This is a genomic window from Actinopolyspora alba (assembly GCF_900112765.1).
Classification (GTDB): domain Bacteria; phylum Actinomycetota; class Actinomycetes; order Mycobacteriales; family Pseudonocardiaceae; genus Actinopolyspora; species Actinopolyspora alba.
Map to the genome: position 1 here is coordinate 360,395 of NZ_FOMZ01000004.1, position 16,258 is coordinate 376,652.

Genomic DNA, 16,258 nt, shown 5'->3' on the forward strand with positions numbered 1-16,258 from the left:
GAGCTGCCCGGTTCCGCTTCCGCCGCTCGCTCGTGACGGCTGGAAGTGGCGGGACTGGAAGTGGCGGGGGCTGGAAGTGGTGGGGCGCGAAACGGAGATTCGCCGTGTGATGTCCGCACGGGTACTGTCGGAAACGTGACTGTTCGTGCGTCCGCGCTGTCAGCGCCGCTACGTCGGGATTCGGCCAGGCATGCCCGACCGAGTCAGCACCGCCGGGACGGGTACGTCTCCGGGCACGGCAGCGGCGACGCCGTCGACTGGAACACCGCTGTCGCCACCGCGAGCAGGCTGCTCGGCCCCGGCCCGGAGATCTCGCGTTCCGAGGCCGACGGCGTCGTTGCCTCGCTCCGGGAGTTCAGCGTCAGCGCCGAGACACACGTCCGGGAACTGACCGGTCTGGGCACCGATCTTCCGGTGGCCCCGGGCGACGTGGTGGACCGACCGGGTTGGTTGCGGGGCGCCACTCGTGGGATGGCCGAATTGACCGACACCGCGCTGGCGGGAGCCGGGGGTGAGGACCGGGACGAGGTCAATCCGGTGCTGGCCGCCGTCAACAGCCGTGGTGCCGGGATGCAGGCCGGTCTCGTGCTCGCCTACCTGGGCACCAAGGTTCTCGGCCAGTACGATCCGTTCGCTCCCGCGGAGTCGGGGTCGGGCGATCCGGGCAGGCTGCTGTTGGTCGCCCCCAACATCGTCGCCGCGCAGCGCGCACTCGGCGTTCCCGAGGACGACTTCCGGATGTGGGTCTGTCTGCACGAGTCCACCCACCGGCTCCAGTTCAACGCCGTCCCCTGGTTGCGCGAGCACTTCTCCCGCAGTATCGGCGAACTGTTCACCGAGATGGAGGGTTCCACCGGTGAGCTGTTCGGCAGGTTGCCCGCGGCGGCTCGTGAGCTCCGGGCGGCGCGGACGGGTGGGAGTGACACCAGCCCCGGAATGCTCGGAGTGGTCGAGCTGCTGCAGAGTCCGCGGCAGCGTGCGGCGCTGGACCGGATTCTGGCCATCTCCACTCTGCTGGAGGGACACGCGGATCACGTCATGGACGCGGTGGGGCCTCGGGTGGTGCCCAGTGTGCACACCATCCGGGAGCGGTTCACCCAGCGCCGGGCCGGTGGAGGTCTTTTCGACCGGGTGCTGCGCAGCCTGCTCGGGGTGGACGCGAAGATCAAGCAGTACGCCAAGGGGGCCGAGTTCACCCGCAGGGTGGTGGATGCCGTCGGCATGACGGGATTCAACGCGGTATGGCAGGAACCTGACAACCTGCCCACCCGCTCCGAGCTCTCGGACCCGCCCGCCTGGCTGCGGCGGGTGCACGGCTGATCGGGACTTCCCGCCCGCGAGCTCCCGCCGTGCCCGGACGTCCGGGCGGGTTTCGCCAGGGATCCGAGGAGGCGACGGGCCCGCACCACCACCGGTGAGCTCTCCGGCTGTCCCGTGGCGCGATAATCGGTCCGTGCCGCCAGCTCCCAGCGTCAGCGCCGTCCGGCTCGCCGTGCGACGACTGCTCGACTCCGAACCGGCCGCCCGCTACCGCGGTCTCCCGCTGGTGGTCGCCTGTTCCGGTGGCCCGGACTCGTTGGCCCTGGCCGCGGCCACCACCCATTTCGCGCGGCACCGGAACGTACCGGTCCACGGGGTCGTCGTGGACCACGGGCTGCAGCCCGGTTCGGATCGGGTCGCCTCCGACGCCGCGGCACAGCTCACCGGGCTCGGCTGCGTCGAGGTGGACGTCGCGCGCGTCGAACCGGACGGGGTGGGTGGTGCGGAGGCCGCGGCTCGACGAGCCCGCTACGAGGCGCTGCGACTCCGACGTCCCGAAGGGTCCCCGGTGCTGCTCGGTCACACCCTCGACGACCAGGCCGAGACGGTGCTGCTGGGGCTCGGGCGTGGTTCCGGCGCGCGCTCGTTGGCAGGTATGCGCCCGCTGGACGGGCCGTGGGCGCGCCCCTTCCTGGGAGTGACTCGTCGAACCACCGAACAGGCCTGCGAGGAACTGGGGCTGCGGCCCTGGCGCGACCCGCACAACACGGACCCCGCGTTCACCCGGGTCCGGCTCCGCGCCGAGGTGCTGCCGTTGCTGGAGGAGGTCCTGCAGGGCGGGGTCGCCGAGGCGCTCTCCCGCACCGCCGTCCAACTCCGGGAGGACGCCGACGCGTTGGACGCGGTCGCCGCGGGGATCCGCGAGCGGGTGGCCGACTCGAGGGCGCTCGACGCGCGTAGTCTTGCCGAGCATCCTCCCGCGCTCCGCAGACGAGTGCTGCGGGACTGGCTCTCCGGACAGGGCGTCCCTGAACTCAGCGACGCCCATCTGCGCGCCGCAGATGCCCTGGTAGGCGACTGGCGCGGGCAGGGTGGTCACGCTCTGCCAGGAAACTTTGCGCTGGTTCGTCGGCGTGGGACCCTTCTGGTGGAATGCGGGGGTCGCGGAACCGAGCAACGGTCGAGCGACGGGTGAACAACGACCCAATCGAGAGGGGAAGCCGGGCCGTGTACGACGGCGACATTGCCTCCGTGCTCATCACCGAGCAGCAGATCAACGACAAGGTCGGTGAGCTGGCCAAGCAGATCGACGAGGACTACGGGGACCTTTCGGGGGGCGATTTGGTGCTTGTCGGTGTCCTCAAGGGCGCCGTCATGGTGATGACCGATCTCGCCCGCGCACTGCCCCGGCCCGCGCAGCTGGAGTTCATGGCGGTCAGTTCCTACGGCTCGTCCACCTCGTCCTCGGGCGTGGTGCGCATCCTGAAGGATCTCGACCGGGACATCGCGGGCAAGCACGTGCTCGTGGTCGAGGACATCATCGACTCCGGGCTGACGCTGTCCTGGCTGTTGCGCAACCTCGCCGCACGGGAACCGGCCTCGGTCGAGGTCTGCACGTTGCTGCGCAAACCCGATGCCGTACAGGTCGAGGTGCCGGTGCGCTACATCGGATTCGACATTCCCAACGAGTTCGTCGTCGGCTACGGGCTGGACTTCGCCGAGCGCTACCGTGATCTTCCGTACATCGGCAGTCTCGATCCGAAGGTCTACACCTCCGGAACGTGATCCGGTTTTCCGCGAGTGCCGTACCACGGGTACAACCGTGAGGGGACTGTGCGCCGTTCCCCGGTGTCCGGAAGTGACGGTGATCCGGGATCACGGTGATCGCTGGAAGTGAGGGCGCTCACGGCGTACGGTCGACCATCGTCCGTGCGTTGTGTCACCGAGCAAGGGGACTGTTGGAACTAATCCGGTGCATGGGCCGTTGGAACGCCAGGGGCGGGTACCCTGGGTTGCCGGTGAAGCGACTCGCGCAGTTCGACACTGCCGCGAGCGGTACGCTGGGCTGAACCGGGGGTGGACGTTAAATGGACGCCCGCCACCACCCGACGTGACAGTCAGGGAGGGTCGAGGCCGCTCGGCGGCCGCAAGTGAATGGACCGAAAGCGCCTGCTCCGCAACCCGCTGCTGTGGCTGTTGGCGGGGTTGCTGCTGATTTATGCCTTCAGTGTGCTCTTCGACGACACGCGTGGCTACACGGATGTGTCGACCTCGAAGGCGCTGCAGCAGATCTCGCAGGGCAACGTAGCCGAAGCCACGATCGAGGACAAAGAACAGCGGGTCAGGCTGACTCTGAACGACGGCGTCCAGGTTCAGGGCAGCAACCGGATCATCACCAAGTATCCGACCGGTTCCCAAGAGGACATCGTCAATCGGATCGAGCAGTCCGGCATCTCCAACTGGGACACCGAGGTGTCCCAGAGCTCCATCTGGAGCCAGTTGCTCATCTATCTCATCCCGCTGGGCCTGCTGGTCCTGCTCGTGATGTGGATGATGAACAACGCCCAGGGCGGCGGCAGCAAGGTGCTGAACTTCGGCAAGTCCAAGGCCAAGCAGTTCACCAAGGACATGCCCAAGACCCTGTTCGGTGACGTCGCCGGAGCCAACGAGGCCGTCGAGGAACTGCACGAGATCAAGGACTTCCTGCAGCACCCGACCCGTTATCAGGCTCTCGGGGCGAAGATCCCGAAGGGCGTGCTGCTCTACGGGCCGCCCGGTACCGGTAAGACGCTGCTGGCCCGCGCGGTCGCGGGTGAGGCAGGGGTGCCGTTCTACTCGATCTCCGGTTCCGACTTCGTCGAGATGTTCGTCGGTGTCGGTGCCTCCCGTGTTCGTGATCTCTTCGAACAGGCCAAGCAGAACGCGCCCTGCATCGTCTTCGTCGACGAGATCGACGCGGTCGGCAGGCAGCGCGGTGCCGGACTCGGCGGTGGTCACGACGAGCGGGAGCAGACGCTGAACCAGCTGCTCGTCGAGATGGACGGTTTCGACTCCAGGGGCGGGATCATCCTGATCGCCGCCACCAACCGTTCGGACATCCTCGACCCCGCCTTGCTGCGGCCCGGTCGGTTCGACCGGCAGATCCCCATCGCTCCGCCCGACCTGCGCGGTAGGCGGGCGATCCTGAACGTGCACACCCAGGGCAAGCCACTGGCTCAGGACGCCGATCTGGACGGCTTGGCCAAGCGCACCGTCGGGTTCTCCGGTGCCGACCTGGAGAACGTGGTCAACGAGGCCGCGCTGCTCACCGCCCGTGAGAACGCGCAGCTGATCACCGGTGCCGCGCTCGAGGAATCGGTGGACAGGGTGATCGGCGGCCCGCGCCGGAAGAGCAAGATCATTTCCGAGCGGGACAAGAAGATCACCGCGTATCACGAGGGTGGTCACGCGCTGGCCGCCTGGGCCATGCCGGATCTGGAGCCGGTTTACAAGCTCACGATCCTGCCCAGGGGCAAGACCGGAGGGCACGCGCTTGTCGTCCCCGAGGACGACAAGGACATGATGACCCGCTCGGAGATGATCGGTCGTCTTGTGTTCGCCCTCGGCGGGCGTTCCTCCGAGGAACTGGTCTTCCACGAGCCGACCACCGGTGCCTCCAGTGACATCGAGCAGGCCACCAAGATCGCTCGCGCCATGGTCACCGAGTACGGCATGACGGCCCGGTTGGGCGCCGTCAAGTACGGCAAGGAGGAAGGTGACCCCTTCCTCGGGCGCTCGGCGGGCCAGCAGCCGAACTACTCGTTGGAGGTCGCCCACGAGATCGACGAGGAAGTGCGCAAGCTGATCGAGGCGGCGCACACCGAGGCGTGGGAGATCCTCAACACCTACCGGGACGTGCTCGACAACCTCGTGCTCGAAGTGATCGAGAAGGAGACGCTGAACCGCACCGATCTGGAGCGCATCTTCGCCGATGTGGAGAAGCGCCCCCGGATCACCGCGTTCAACGACTTCGGCGGGCGCACTCCCTCGGACAAGCCGCCGATCAAGACGCCTGGCGAGTTGGCGATGGAACGCGGCGAACCCTGGCCGCCGCCGATCAACGAACAGCCCAGTCCCGCACCGGTCGGAGCCGTCTCCGGATCCAACGGTTACGGACCGCAGCAGCCCGTCGGGCAGTACGGTCCCGACAACCAGCAGGGGCAGGCCCACGGCTATCCGCCGCAGCCCGCACCGGGCCAGCAGCCCGGTACCCAGCAGCCGGGTACGGGGCAGCTGCCCCATCCGCCGCAGGGTGGGCAGCCGCCGCAGGGTGGGCAGCCACAGCAGGGGCATGTCCCGCAGGGACAGGCTCCGCAGGGTGGTCAGGTTCCCCAGGGAGTGCCGCCCAACTACGGGGCCCCTCCCGGCTGGACCCCCGCCACCTCGCCCGGTGGACAGTCCGGCTATCAGCCGCAGCAGGGCCAGCCGCAGCAGGGCCAGCCGCAGTACAACGGTTCTCCCGCCTGGGAGCAGGGCGCCGCGCCGCAGGGACAGCGCCCCGCGGAGCAACCCGGCGCTGCTGAGCAGTGGACCGAGCAGATCCAGCAGAACCAGGATCAGAACGGTCACCAGCCTCGCTCGGGTTCCGCCGACGCGGAGACGCCCGCTTCCGGCACGGAACGGCCGGACGTGGGCAACCAGCAGAACTCCGAACGGAACTCCGAGGGTGACCCGGATTCCGGCAACGAGAACGGGACCGGCCCCAACAGCGGCCGGTAACCGCGGACTGCAGTGGAACGAGGCACCCGGCTCGCCGAGCCGGGTGCCTCACCGCTGTGGAGGGGAAGACACGTGACAGGTCAGGGCGTGCCTATCGGGCCGGACGCGGAGTTCGGATCCGATCCCGCCGAATTGGTCGATGAGTATTTCGACAGGCCCCGCGCCGAAGCCGCCATCCGGGAGCTGCTGCTGGCGGCGGGTGAGGACCCCGAGCGCGACGGGCTGCGGGAAACCCCAGCACGGGTGGCCCGCGCCTACGAGGAGTTGTTCACCGGGCTCTACACCGATCCGGACGAAGTGCTGGACCGGACGTTCGACGAGGCCCACGAGGAACTCGTGCTGGTCCGGGACATTCCGATGTACTCGCAGTGCGAGCACCACCTGCTTCCGTTCCACGGAATGGCCCACATCGGTTACATCCCCAACGAGCAGGGCAGGGTCACGGGACTGTCCAAACTCGCGCGGCTGGTCGATCTGTATGCCAAGCGCCCGCAGGTCCAGGAACGGCTGACCTCGCAGATCGCCGACGCACTCACCCGCAAGTTGGAACCGCGGGGGGTGATCGTCGTGGTCGACGCGGAGCATCTCTGCATGGGAATGCGCGGTATCCGCAAGGCCGGTTCGACCACTACCACCTCCGCCGTACGTGGCATATTCCGTTCCTCCTCGTCCTCCAGGGCCGAGGCGCTGTCGTTGATCCGGGGGAAGTGATGGCCGTTCAGCTGCCGAAGCCGTCGCGCTGCCGCGTGATGGGAATCCTGAACGTGACCCCCGACTCGTTCTCCGACGGTGGTCGGTACCTGGATCACTCGGCCGCCGTGGCGCACGGCCTGCGGCTGTGGGAGCAGGGGGCCGACATCGTCGATGTGGGCGGCGAGTCCACCAGGCCGGGGGCGGAGCGGGTCGACGCCGCCACCGAGACCGAGCGGGTTCTTCCCGTGGTGCGGGAACTCGTCGAGGCCGGGGTTCCCGTCAGTGTGGACACCACGCGTGCCGAGGTGGCCTCCGCCACCGCGCGAGCGGGCGCTGCGATGATCAACGACGTTTCCGGAGGTCTGGCTGATCCGGAGATGGCCGGTGCGGTCGCCGATTCGGGGCTGCCCTGGGTACTCATGCACTGGCGAGGACACAGCAGGGACATGAACTCGCTCGCCGTCTACGAGGACGTGGTCGGGGAGGTACGGGCGGAACTGTCCGAACGCGTGGCGGCGGCACTGGCCGCAGGCGTCCCGGAGGAATCCATCGTGCTCGACCCGGGGCTGGGCTTCGCGAAGAAGGCCGAGCACGACTGGTCGCTGTTGCGACGGCTGGACACCTTCCTCGGAATGGGATTCCCGTTGCTGGTCGGCGCTTCCCGCAAGCGTTTCCTCGGCAGCTTGCTGTCCGATTCGGACGGAACGCCACGTCCCGCGTCGGGTCGCGACGCGGCCACCGCGGCGATCTCCACCCTGGCCGCCGACCGCGGTGCCTGGGGAGTACGGGTGCACGATGTCAGCGGTTCCACCGACGCGGTGAAGGTGGCCGCTGCCTGGCGGAACGGAGGTGAGATCCGTGGCTGATCGGGTAGGGCTGACCGGACTGCGGGTTTTCGGTTACCACGGCGTCTTCGACCGGGAGAAACGGGAAGGCCAGGAGTTCGTCGTCGACATCACGGTGTGGGTCGACCTCGGTGAGGCAGCCGCCTCCGACGACGTCGAGCGCACGCTGCACTACGGGGTGCTCGCGGAACGCGCCGCGGCCGTGGTCGCCGGTCCCGCGCGGGACCTGATCGAGACCGTGGCCACCGAGATCGCCGACGACATCATGAGTGACGGCAGGCCGCACGCGGCCGAGGTCACGATCCACAAGCCCGACGCGCCCGTCCCGGTGACCTTCGACGACGTGTCGGTAACCATCCGCCGCTCCAGCCGCGGCGGCAGAGGAGCGAAGGCCGCTTCGACATGAGCAGGGCGGTGTTGTCCCTCGGCTCCAACCTCGGGGACAGACTGGAACACCTCCGGCTCGCCGTTCGGGGACTGCGCGAGGTGCTGCTCACGACCTCCTCGGTCTACGAAACCGCGCCGTGGGGGGTCACGGACCAGCCCGACTTCCTCAACGCCGTCCTGCTGGTCGAGTCCGCCGCGGACGACGAGTGGGACTGGCTGCGCCGGGCACAGCACCTGGAACGGGAGGCCGAACGTCGCAGGGAGCGACGTTGGGGACCCCGTACCCTGGATGTCGACGTGGTCACCGTGGACGAGGTGCACAGCCGGGACCCCGAACTGCTGCTGCCTCACCCCGGCACCCCTGAGCGAGCGACGGTGCTGATTCCGTGGTTGGAGATCGAGCCGGAAGCCACGCTCCCCGGCCACGGAGCGGTGTCCGAGCTGTTGGCCGCACTACCGGAGACGGAAACCGCGGGTGTGCGGCTACGCCCCGACCTGGCGTTGCGCTAGGCCACGTCTTCGGTTTCTCGTGCTCGGAGTGCGGTTGATCGTCGGGCCGGGAGGAACGTCCCGCCCGAAGGGGAACGCACGGCGTGGCGCCGTATGTTGACGTGCCTGCCTCGCGATACGGACGGAGGACGGATGAGCTACACCAGACCCCGCGAGCTCTTCGGTGCGGCGCTGCTCGCCGCGGTGCTGCTCTACGGTGTCGTGCAGCTGTCGTACGGATCACTGCCGCCGTTGCCGGTGGCTGCCGGGGGCGTACTGCTGGTGGTGGCCATCGTGGACGCCGTGCTGGCGATCGTGCTGCGTCCCAGGGCCAAACACCGGAGTGGCTCCGAACCACTCGATCCGATGATGGCGACCCGGATCGTGGCACTGGCGAAAGCATCCTCGTTGGTGGGCGCGCTCATGGGCGGGGCGTGGGCCTCGATGCTGTTGTACCTGCTGGCCGAGGTGCGGGTGTTCGGCTCGGACACCATCGCTTCGATTGTCGGGCTCATCAGTGCGGCGGCGCTGGTCGGTGGTGGGCTGTGGCTGGAGTGGGCCATGCGCAATCCCGACGAGCCGCAGGAAGACGACGACGATGAGGCTGAACGTTAACCTCGGTAGTTTTGCCGGGATGGTGCCGACTGCGAGGGTGGTCGGAGTGCGGCCCGCGCCGAAGTGGCGCGGCGATTTCGCGAGAAATCGACGCTGACGGGGGCCGCATCGCCGTACCGGCGCGGCGATTTCGCGAGAAATTGACGCCGTCCTGGGGCGGTGAGTGGTGTTTCTCGGTGGGTGGACACGTTCGGTGCTTGGTTTATCGCACGACTCGGTGGGGCTGTTTTTCTTGAGTACTGCCCGTCGTTTCACTGTGTGATCGATTCGTTTCCGAAGAGTCCCACCGGATTTCGAAGCGATAAACTCCGGGTACGGTTGGCCGCATGGCTGACCCGAGCGATTCCGAGTCTCGATCGCGAGGAGATCGAGCGGTGCTGCTGTGGCTCGGTACATCGGGTCTGGCCGTGGCGGCGACGGTCACGCTGATTCTCGGCGACGACGTTCGGATGCTGCGGCTGGGAATCCTCGCCGCGCTGTGGGCCGCACTGTTGTCGAGCCTGTGGGCGGGCCGGATGCGCAACCGGTCGATGGAGCAGGACGAGCTGTTGGCCGAGCGGCAGCGCTGCTACGAACTGGAACTCGAACGCGAGATCGACGCTCGTGAGGAGTACGAGACCGAAGCCGACAACGAGGCGCTGCGCCGGGTCCGGGATGAGACCGAGAACGAGCTCGCCGAGCTGCGTTCGGAGCTGTACGAGCTGCGTCGGCTGCTGAATCGTTCGCCCCCCGGTGGGGCCACTTCCTCGGCCGCCGCGTCCGCTTCGGACTCCGCTCGCGAGGACGAGCCCGGTTCCGTCGAGCACGCGCCCGGACATCCCGAATCCCGGCCACGACCTCCCGCCCAGCCGAATTCCGAAGCGACCGGAGCGCCTCGGCCGGCTTCTCCCGCGCCCGCCGTCCCCGGTTCACCCCCTCCCGGGGGGAGCGTCCGGGCTGATGTTCCCGGCGGGGGAGGTGCTCCCGGAGCCGCGGCTTCGCCGGTTCCCCCGGAGGCGGCGGATTCCGGTGCCGCGGCTGGAGCCGTTGCTTCATCGGATGCCGGGGAGCCCGCAGCGGGCGGTGCTTCTCCGAGCGGCAGCGTTCCGCCCCGGCGCCAGCCCGGGCGTCCCGGCGGGCGCCCTCGAAGCGATGGTCCACCCGCTTCGGGACCGAGACCTCCTGCCGCTGCCGATCCCAACCGCTCCGCCGCACCTGGGCGACAACAGGCTCCTCCCGTCGCACGGGAGCCCGGTCCCGGTGCCGAGGTCGGTGCCGCTCCGCTGGCGTTCTCGGGCGAGGGCGAAGCAGCACAGCGCGAAGCCGCGGCCCGGATGTCCACCTCCCAGGCGGCCGCTCCTCCGGCAGCGTCTCCTCCGGGGCCCACACCACCCGCGGCCACGCCCCCTGGCAGTGGGTCGGGCGCAGCCGCTTCGCACGCGGCACCGGGTGCTCCGGTCGGACATCCCGCTGCCCAGGGCGTGCCCGGTTCGGAACCGACACCCGATCAGCTCGGTGCGCAACCGCCACAGGCGGCACCACCTCCCCCCGCCGCCGGTGCGCAACCACCGCCACCGGTCCCGGCCAACCAGGACGCACCGGCCCGTACGCCGGGACGAAGAACCGGTCCCGCCCGGCCGCCGGGAAGTCCTCGGGCACGTGGCTCCGGTGGCAGCGCGGCCGGTGACGAGGTTTCCGGCACGCGCCCGCCCGGGGGCACGGCGGGAGGTGCGCCGGGTGGACACGGGCCACCCGGTAGACCGCCGAACGACGCCGGACCGGTCGAACGCCCGCAGCAGGCCCCGCCCGCCGCCGCGCCGACCGGAGCGGCGGCACGAGCTCCCCGGGAGGGCGCAGCCGGCGGTACGAATCGATCCGACGACGGTTCCGCACGATCGGGTGAGACATCAGGTCCGCCCACTGGAGTGACACCTCCCATGGTGGAGCCGAACCCCGCTGCCGACGCGGCGACCTCCTCGGCGCAGCAGTCCTCTCCCGCGGGGGCTTCCGGCGCTCATACGCAGGGAACATCCGTCAACGATCTGCTGGCCGCCTACGGCGATTCCGGTGAGACGCGCAGACGTCGCCGCCGCGACGAGTGAGAATCGCGAGCTGATTTCGGTATCGGCTGGTGCTGTCGGCCGGTGGCACGCGGGCTTTATCGTTTCTGGCGTGTCCAATCCTGATCTGTCGGGCGCCCGCAGGAACCAGACCTACAAGCACAGCGTCGTTGGCTGGCCCATCGCGGGTCTGATCCTGCTCGGTATGTGTGGCTTGACGATGCTCGGCATCGCGACCGCGCGCGTGGGCTACGTCGCGGCCGTGGTGGGTGCGCTGGTCGCTCTGCTGCCGGTCGGCGTGGTATTCGCCGCGATCGTGTGGATCGACCGCTGGGAGCCCGAGCCGCCGATGCTGCTGCTCGGCGCGTTCCTGTGGGGAGCCGGTGGTGCCACGGCCTGTGCCTTCCTGCTCAACGACGCCATGACCGGTTTCGGCGAGATCCTGTTCAACGGCACCCTGCAGCAGCATTTCGCCCTGGTGGTCACCGCGCCGTTGGTGGAGGAGGCCGCGAAGTCGCTTTTCGTGGTGGCACTGTGGTTCCGGCGCCGCTCCGAGTTCAACGGCATGGTCGACGGCATCGTCTACGCGTCGTTGACCGCGGCCGGTTTCGCCTTCATCGAGAACATCTTCTACTTCGGCAAGGCGTTCGCGCAGGCAGGACTGGGGGACATGACCGGAGGTGTCGTGGCCGTGTTCGTGCTGCGCGGTGTGCTGGCGCCGTTCTCCCATCCACTGTTCACCGCGATGGTCGGGATCGGAATAGGTCTCGCGACGCGTGCCGGCGGTCCGAGAACGCGGGGACTGTGGCCGGTACTGGGATTCCTGGCCGCGGTGTTGCTGCACGCCTTCTGGAACGCCTCCACCACCTTGGGTGGGGTGCGCTTCCTCGACATCTACTTCGTGATCATGGTGCCCATCTTCCTGGGAACCGGTTGGCTGGTGGTCTGGCACCGCAAACGCGAACGGCGCATCGTCGCCGCACAGCTGCCCGCGTTGCAGCGGGCGGGACTGATCGTGTCCAGCGAGCTCGAAAAACTGGCCAGCCTCTCCGCACGACGTGACTGGAAGCGCAGGGTGCGGCGCAACTCCGGGAAGGAAGCCGCCAGGTCCGTCCGCGACTACCAGATCGCGGTCACCGAACTGGCGTTTCTGCAGCACCGGGCGAGTGTCGGAAACACGACGAGCGTCGTGCGCAGGCAACGCCGCGAAAAGCTGATCGAGGATCTGAAGACGGCGCGTCGTTCCGCCAGCGGCTCCCAGGAGGCGATCTACACCGAGCGGATCAGGATGGACGAACTGACCAGTATGAACGTCAAGCGTCCGAAGAAGCGCTGACGCGGGTCTCCGTTGCCTCGACGCCCGCCGGCTCGGACGCACGTTCGCCGGTCCCGGCGCCTCGTGGTCCCGGCGCCTCGTGGTTGCGGCGCCTCGTGGTTGTGGCGCTCGCCACTCTCGGGCGAGTCTTCGGGGCCGCGGGTGCGTGGCTCTCGCCACCATGGGATCCCACCGGAAGTGTTTTCCGGTTACTCTCACGACGCTGTCCGGTACCCGGTACGGGACTGGAACGGTAGGAGGATTGGTCGACGTGTCCACTGACAGGCACGATGTCCGCGGCCCGGGAACGGACCCGGATTCCCCGCGCTCGGCCGCTGAAGCGCGTCCGCGTCCCCGCCTTCGGGTCGGTGTGATCTCCGCGGGACGCGTCGGAAGTGTGCTGGGAGCCGCGCTGCACCGGGCGGGTCACGAGGTCGGAGCGGTGGCCGCCGTCTCCGACGCGGCGCTGAACCGTGTATCGCTACTGCTGCCCGACGCCCCGGTTCGCCCGCCCGACGAGGTCGCACGACAGGCGGATCTGGTGTTGCTGGCCGTTCCCGACGACGCACTCGGTGGGTTGGTGCGCGGACTGGTGAGCGCCGAGGCACTGCGTTCCGGTCAGATCGTGGTGCACACCTCCGGGGCGCACGGTGTGGCGGTGCTCGAGCCCGCCGCGAACGCCGGTGCGCTGCCGGTGGCGCTGCATCCGGCGATGACGTTCACCGGGAGGCCGGAGGACCTGGAACGGTTGGCCGCGGCCACCGTGGCCGTGACGGCCCGGCAGGACGACGAGGCCGGCTTCAGCGTCGGGGCGGCGCTGGCCGTGGAGCTCGGGGCCGAGCCGGTGCGGATCGCCGAGGAGTCCCGGAAGCTGTACCACACGGCGCTGACCCACGGCTCCAACCACCTGATCACCCTCGTCAACGAGAGCGCGCAGCTGCTGCGCGCGGCCGGTGTCGAGTCCCCGGACCGGGTGCTCGCCCCGATCCTGTCGGCCGCGTTGGACAACTCGCTGCGCTACGGGGACCGGGCCATCACCGGGCCGGTCTCGCGCGGCGACGCGGGAACCGTGCGGGACCACCTCGACGTGTTGGGCGAATCCGCGCCGGACGTGCTGTCCGGCTATGTACAGCTGGCGAAACGCACCGCTGACCGGGCGGTGAGCTCGGGAATGCTGCGTGCCGACGACGCCGTTGGCGTCAACGAAGTACTCGACGGGGGGCGCTGATGAGCGTTACGGACGAGCGGGGCGGTTCGGAGAGTGTCGGTGCCGGACCGGGTTTCACCCCCGACGAGGTCACCGTGCACCACCTTCCCGCGGAACTGGGCAAGGTGACGCGCGCGCTGCGCCGCACCGGTCGCAAGATCGTGCTCGTTCCCACCATGGGGGCGCTGCACGAGGGGCATCTGGAGCTGATTCGCGCCGCTCGTCGGGTCCCGAACAGCGTTACCGTGGTCTCGATCTTCGTGAATCCGCTCCAGTTCGGTCCCGGCGAGGACTTCGACAGCTATCCGCGCACCCTCGACGAGGATCTGCGGGTCTGCGGACGGGAGGGCGCCGAGCTCGTGTTCGCCCCGAGTAGCCGGGAGCTCTACGGTGACGATCCGCGGACGACGATCGACGCCGGAGAGCTCGGCCGCGAACTCGAGGGCGCCAGCAGGCCGGGGCACTTCAGCGGTGTGCTCACCGTCGTCGCCAAGCTGTTCAACATCGTGGCGCCGGATCTGGCCCTGTTCGGCGAGAAGGACTACCAGCAGCTGGTGCTGCTGCGCCGGATGGCCCGCGAGCTGAACTTCCCGACCGATGTGCAGGGCATCCCGATCGTGCGCGAGCACGACGGGCTGGCGCTGTCCTCCCGCAATCGTTATCTCGGTGAGCGCGAGCGCGCCGCCGCCTTGACGTTGTCGGCGGCGCTGGCGGCAGGGGTGCACGCCGGTTCGCGCGGCCCGGACGCCGTGTTGTCGGCCGCGCGCGAGGTGCTCGACACCGAACCGATGGTCGAACTCGACTACCTGCGGTTGTGCGACCCCGAGCTGGGGCCCGCACCGGACGCGGGAGAGGCACGACTGCTGGTCGCCGCGAAGGTGGGCGGCACCCGACTGCTGGACAACGCGCTGGTGGAGCTCGGACCGTCCGACTCGGCATCTGAAGCGGTAGTCCATCCCCGGTAGCTCGAAGCCTAAGGAGCAGGCATGTTCCGGACCATGCTCAAATCCAAGATCCACCGTGCCACGGTCACCCAGGCCGATCTGCACTACGTGGGATCGGTGACCATAGACGCCGCCCTGATGGAGGCGGCCGATCTGCTGGACGGTGAACAGGTCACGATCGTGGACGTGACCAACGGAGCCCGGCTGGAGACCTACGCCATCACCGGTGAGCGCGGTTCCGGGGTGCTCGGTATCAACGGTGCCGCTGCCCACCTGGTCCATCCGGGCGACGTGGTGATCCTGATCGCCTACGGCGTCATGGACGAGGCCGAGGCCAGGTCGTTCCGCCCGAGCGTGCTCTTCGTCGACGGGGAGAACCGCGTGGTCGAACGAGGTGGCGATCCGGGGCACGCCCCCGACGGCTCGGGACTCGCCACCACCGCTGTGGGCACCACGAGTGGTTGAGTGAGGCGAACCCGGTGGAGCGGTGTCTCCGCGCGATCGTGAGATCGATGCCCACCAGCCGTCCGGAGTGCTGGTGGGCTTCCGGTGAGCCCGCGGGGCCGTGCGGTGGCGTGCCGTTCCCGGCGGCCTCGTTCGGGTGACGTGTCGCTCGCGGAGAGCGCCCGCCGTTGTGTCAGCGTTTCGACAGGAAGGGAAATCCACGGTGCTGCTCGCTATCGACGTCGGCAACACCAACATCGTGTTGGGACTCTACGAGGACGAGCCCGATGGTCCAGAGCAGCGATCCGGTTACGGCCGGAAGCCGAAGGCACAGGCTCGGCTGGTGCGGGACTGGCGGATGCGGACCGAACCCAGGATGACCGCCGACGAGCTCGCGTTCACCATGCGCGGTCTGCTGGGCGACTACGTCGACAAGATCACCGGCATATCGGCCCTGTCCACCGTTCCCACGCTGTTGCGGGAGCTGCGGGTCATGCTCGGCCGCAACTGGAGTGATGTTCCCAGGGTCGTCGTGGAGCCGGGTGTCCGAACGGGTGTCCCCCTGCTGGTCGATAATCCCAAGGAGGTCGGCGCGGACCGGTTGATCAACACGCTGGCCGCGCACCACCTGTATTCCACGAACTGCGTCGTGGTCGATTTCGGTACCTCGACGAACATCGACGCCATCTCGGCCAAGGGCGAGTTCCTCGGGGGAGCGTTCGCCCCCGGGGTGGAGATCTCGCTCGACGCGCTGGCCTCGCGGGCCGCCCAGCTGCGCAAGGTCGAGCTGGTCAGACCGCGTTCGGTGATCGGCAAGAACACGGTCGAGTGCTTGCAGTCCGGACTGCTCTACGGCTTCGCGGGGCAGGTGGACGGGCTGGTGCACAGCATCGTGTCCGAGTTGGAGGAGACCCACGGCGGTCCCACGACGGTACTGGCGACCGGTGGCCTGGCCCCACTGGTGATCAGCGAGTCCCGAACGATCTCGCACCACGTCCCCGAGCTCACCCTGCTCGGGCTGCGGCTGGTCTTCGACCGGAACCTGGAGTGACCGAACCCGGCGAGCAGTGATTCGTGCCACCGCTCCCGCAGGGGATATCGCCGCCCCGTCGAGGGAACAGCCTGTGTCCTCTCGTGCGTTCGATGCGCCGGTTCGAACGAGTTCGCGGCGCGGCCGCGCCCCTCGCGCCGGGGCGCGGCCGGAGTACGGGCTGCCCATCCTGCCGGAATGTCGCCCCCGGCGGGTCCGTACCCTTGTAAAC

At 68.8% G+C, this 16,258-nt stretch carries 15 protein-coding genes; all 15 read left to right on the forward strand.

Annotated features, from left to right (window positions below):
- Positions 1-135: 135 nt before the first annotated feature.
- The 15 genes from BM150_RS08010 to BM150_RS08080 all read left to right on the forward strand — a co-directional run bounded on the left by BM150_RS08010 (position 136) and on the right by BM150_RS08080 (position 16,047).
- Positions 136-1,320 carry a zinc-dependent metalloprotease gene (locus tag BM150_RS08010; RefSeq protein WP_092925568.1) on the forward strand — a complete coding sequence of 395 codons (1,185 nt, stop codon included), beginning with the start codon at positions 136-138 and terminating at the stop codon, positions 1,318-1,320.
- A 133-nt stretch (positions 1,321-1,453) separates the two neighbouring features.
- Complete coding sequence (tilS, locus tag BM150_RS08015; protein ID WP_092925570.1) at positions 1,454-2,455, forward strand: tRNA lysidine(34) synthetase TilS; 1,002 nt, start codon at positions 1,454-1,456, stop codon at positions 2,453-2,455.
- A gap of 32 nt (positions 2,456-2,487) precedes the next feature.
- Positions 2,488-3,045, forward strand: coding sequence for a hypoxanthine phosphoribosyltransferase (gene hpt / locus BM150_RS08020; protein ID WP_092925747.1), 558 nt, complete (start codon positions 2,488-2,490; stop codon positions 3,043-3,045).
- A gap of 369 nt (positions 3,046-3,414) precedes the next feature.
- Positions 3,415-6,018, forward strand: a complete 2,604-nt coding sequence (gene ftsH, locus BM150_RS08025; protein ID WP_092925572.1) for an ATP-dependent zinc metalloprotease FtsH — start codon at positions 3,415-3,417, stop codon at positions 6,016-6,018.
- 87 nt (positions 6,019-6,105) lie between these two features.
- Complete coding sequence (folE, locus tag BM150_RS08030) at positions 6,106-6,729, forward strand: GTP cyclohydrolase I FolE (RefSeq protein WP_342752555.1); 624 nt, start codon at positions 6,106-6,108, stop codon at positions 6,727-6,729.
- Positions 6,729-7,577, forward strand: coding sequence for a dihydropteroate synthase (gene folP / locus BM150_RS08035; protein WP_245755354.1), 849 nt, complete (start codon positions 6,729-6,731; stop codon positions 7,575-7,577). Before folE ends, folP begins: the two co-directional genes overlap by 1 nt.
- Positions 7,570-7,962: a dihydroneopterin aldolase gene (gene folB / locus BM150_RS08040; RefSeq protein WP_092925574.1), complete on the forward strand. Its 393-nt coding sequence runs from the start codon at positions 7,570-7,572 to the stop codon at positions 7,960-7,962. Before folP ends, folB begins: the two co-directional genes overlap by 8 nt.
- Positions 7,959-8,453, forward strand: a complete 495-nt coding sequence (folK, locus tag BM150_RS08045; RefSeq protein ID WP_092925576.1) for a 2-amino-4-hydroxy-6-hydroxymethyldihydropteridine diphosphokinase — start codon at positions 7,959-7,961, stop codon at positions 8,451-8,453. The genes folB and folK overlap by 4 nt, the downstream gene beginning before the upstream one ends.
- Positions 8,454-8,585: 132 nt before the next feature.
- A complete protein-coding gene (locus BM150_RS08050; RefSeq protein WP_092925578.1) occupies positions 8,586-9,047 on the forward strand; it encodes a DUF3180 domain-containing protein in 462 nt (153 codons plus the stop codon).
- A gap of 326 nt (positions 9,048-9,373) precedes the next feature.
- Positions 9,374-11,128, forward strand: coding sequence for a DUF6779 domain-containing protein (locus BM150_RS08055; protein ID WP_139219474.1), 1,755 nt, complete (start codon positions 9,374-9,376; stop codon positions 11,126-11,128).
- 70 nt (positions 11,129-11,198) lie between these two features.
- Entirely contained in the window at positions 11,199-12,422 is a 1,224-nt protein-coding gene (locus tag BM150_RS08060) for a PrsW family intramembrane metalloprotease (protein WP_092925582.1), read from the forward strand.
- Positions 12,423-12,672: 250 nt separating this feature from the next.
- A complete protein-coding gene (locus BM150_RS08065) occupies positions 12,673-13,629 on the forward strand; it encodes a Rossmann-like and DUF2520 domain-containing protein (RefSeq protein WP_245755355.1) in 957 nt (318 codons plus the stop codon).
- Positions 13,629-14,573, forward strand: a complete 945-nt coding sequence (gene panC / locus BM150_RS08070) for a pantoate--beta-alanine ligase (protein ID WP_092925586.1) — start codon at positions 13,629-13,631, stop codon at positions 14,571-14,573. Before BM150_RS08065 ends, panC begins: the two co-directional genes overlap by 1 nt.
- 21 nt (positions 14,574-14,594) lie before the next feature.
- On the forward strand, positions 14,595-15,017 hold the full coding sequence (gene panD / locus BM150_RS08075; RefSeq protein WP_092925588.1) for an aspartate 1-decarboxylase: 423 nt from the start codon (positions 14,595-14,597) through the stop codon (positions 15,015-15,017).
- 202 nt (positions 15,018-15,219) lie between these two features.
- Positions 15,220-16,047, forward strand: coding sequence for a type III pantothenate kinase (locus tag BM150_RS08080; protein ID WP_092925590.1), 828 nt, complete (start codon positions 15,220-15,222; stop codon positions 16,045-16,047).
- Positions 16,048-16,258: the final 211 nt, after the last annotated feature.

Coding starts and splice junctions, on each gene's coding strand:
- ftsH (WP_092925572.1), top strand. CDS start 3,415: ATGGACCGAAAGCGCCTGCTCCGCAACCCGCTGCTGTGGCTGTTGGCG.
- folP (WP_245755354.1), top strand. CDS start 6,729: ATGGCCGTTCAGCTGCCGAAGCCGTCGCGCTGCCGCGTGATGGGAATC.
- folK (WP_092925576.1), top strand. CDS start 7,959: ATGAGCAGGGCGGTGTTGTCCCTCGGCTCCAACCTCGGGGACAGACTG.
- BM150_RS08050 (WP_092925578.1), top strand. CDS start 8,586: ATGAGCTACACCAGACCCCGCGAGCTCTTCGGTGCGGCGCTGCTCGCC.
- BM150_RS08055 (WP_139219474.1), top strand. CDS start 9,374: ATGGCTGACCCGAGCGATTCCGAGTCTCGATCGCGAGGAGATCGAGCG.
- panC (WP_092925586.1), top strand. CDS start 13,629: ATGAGCGTTACGGACGAGCGGGGCGGTTCGGAGAGTGTCGGTGCCGGA.
- panD (WP_092925588.1), top strand. CDS start 14,595: ATGTTCCGGACCATGCTCAAATCCAAGATCCACCGTGCCACGGTCACC.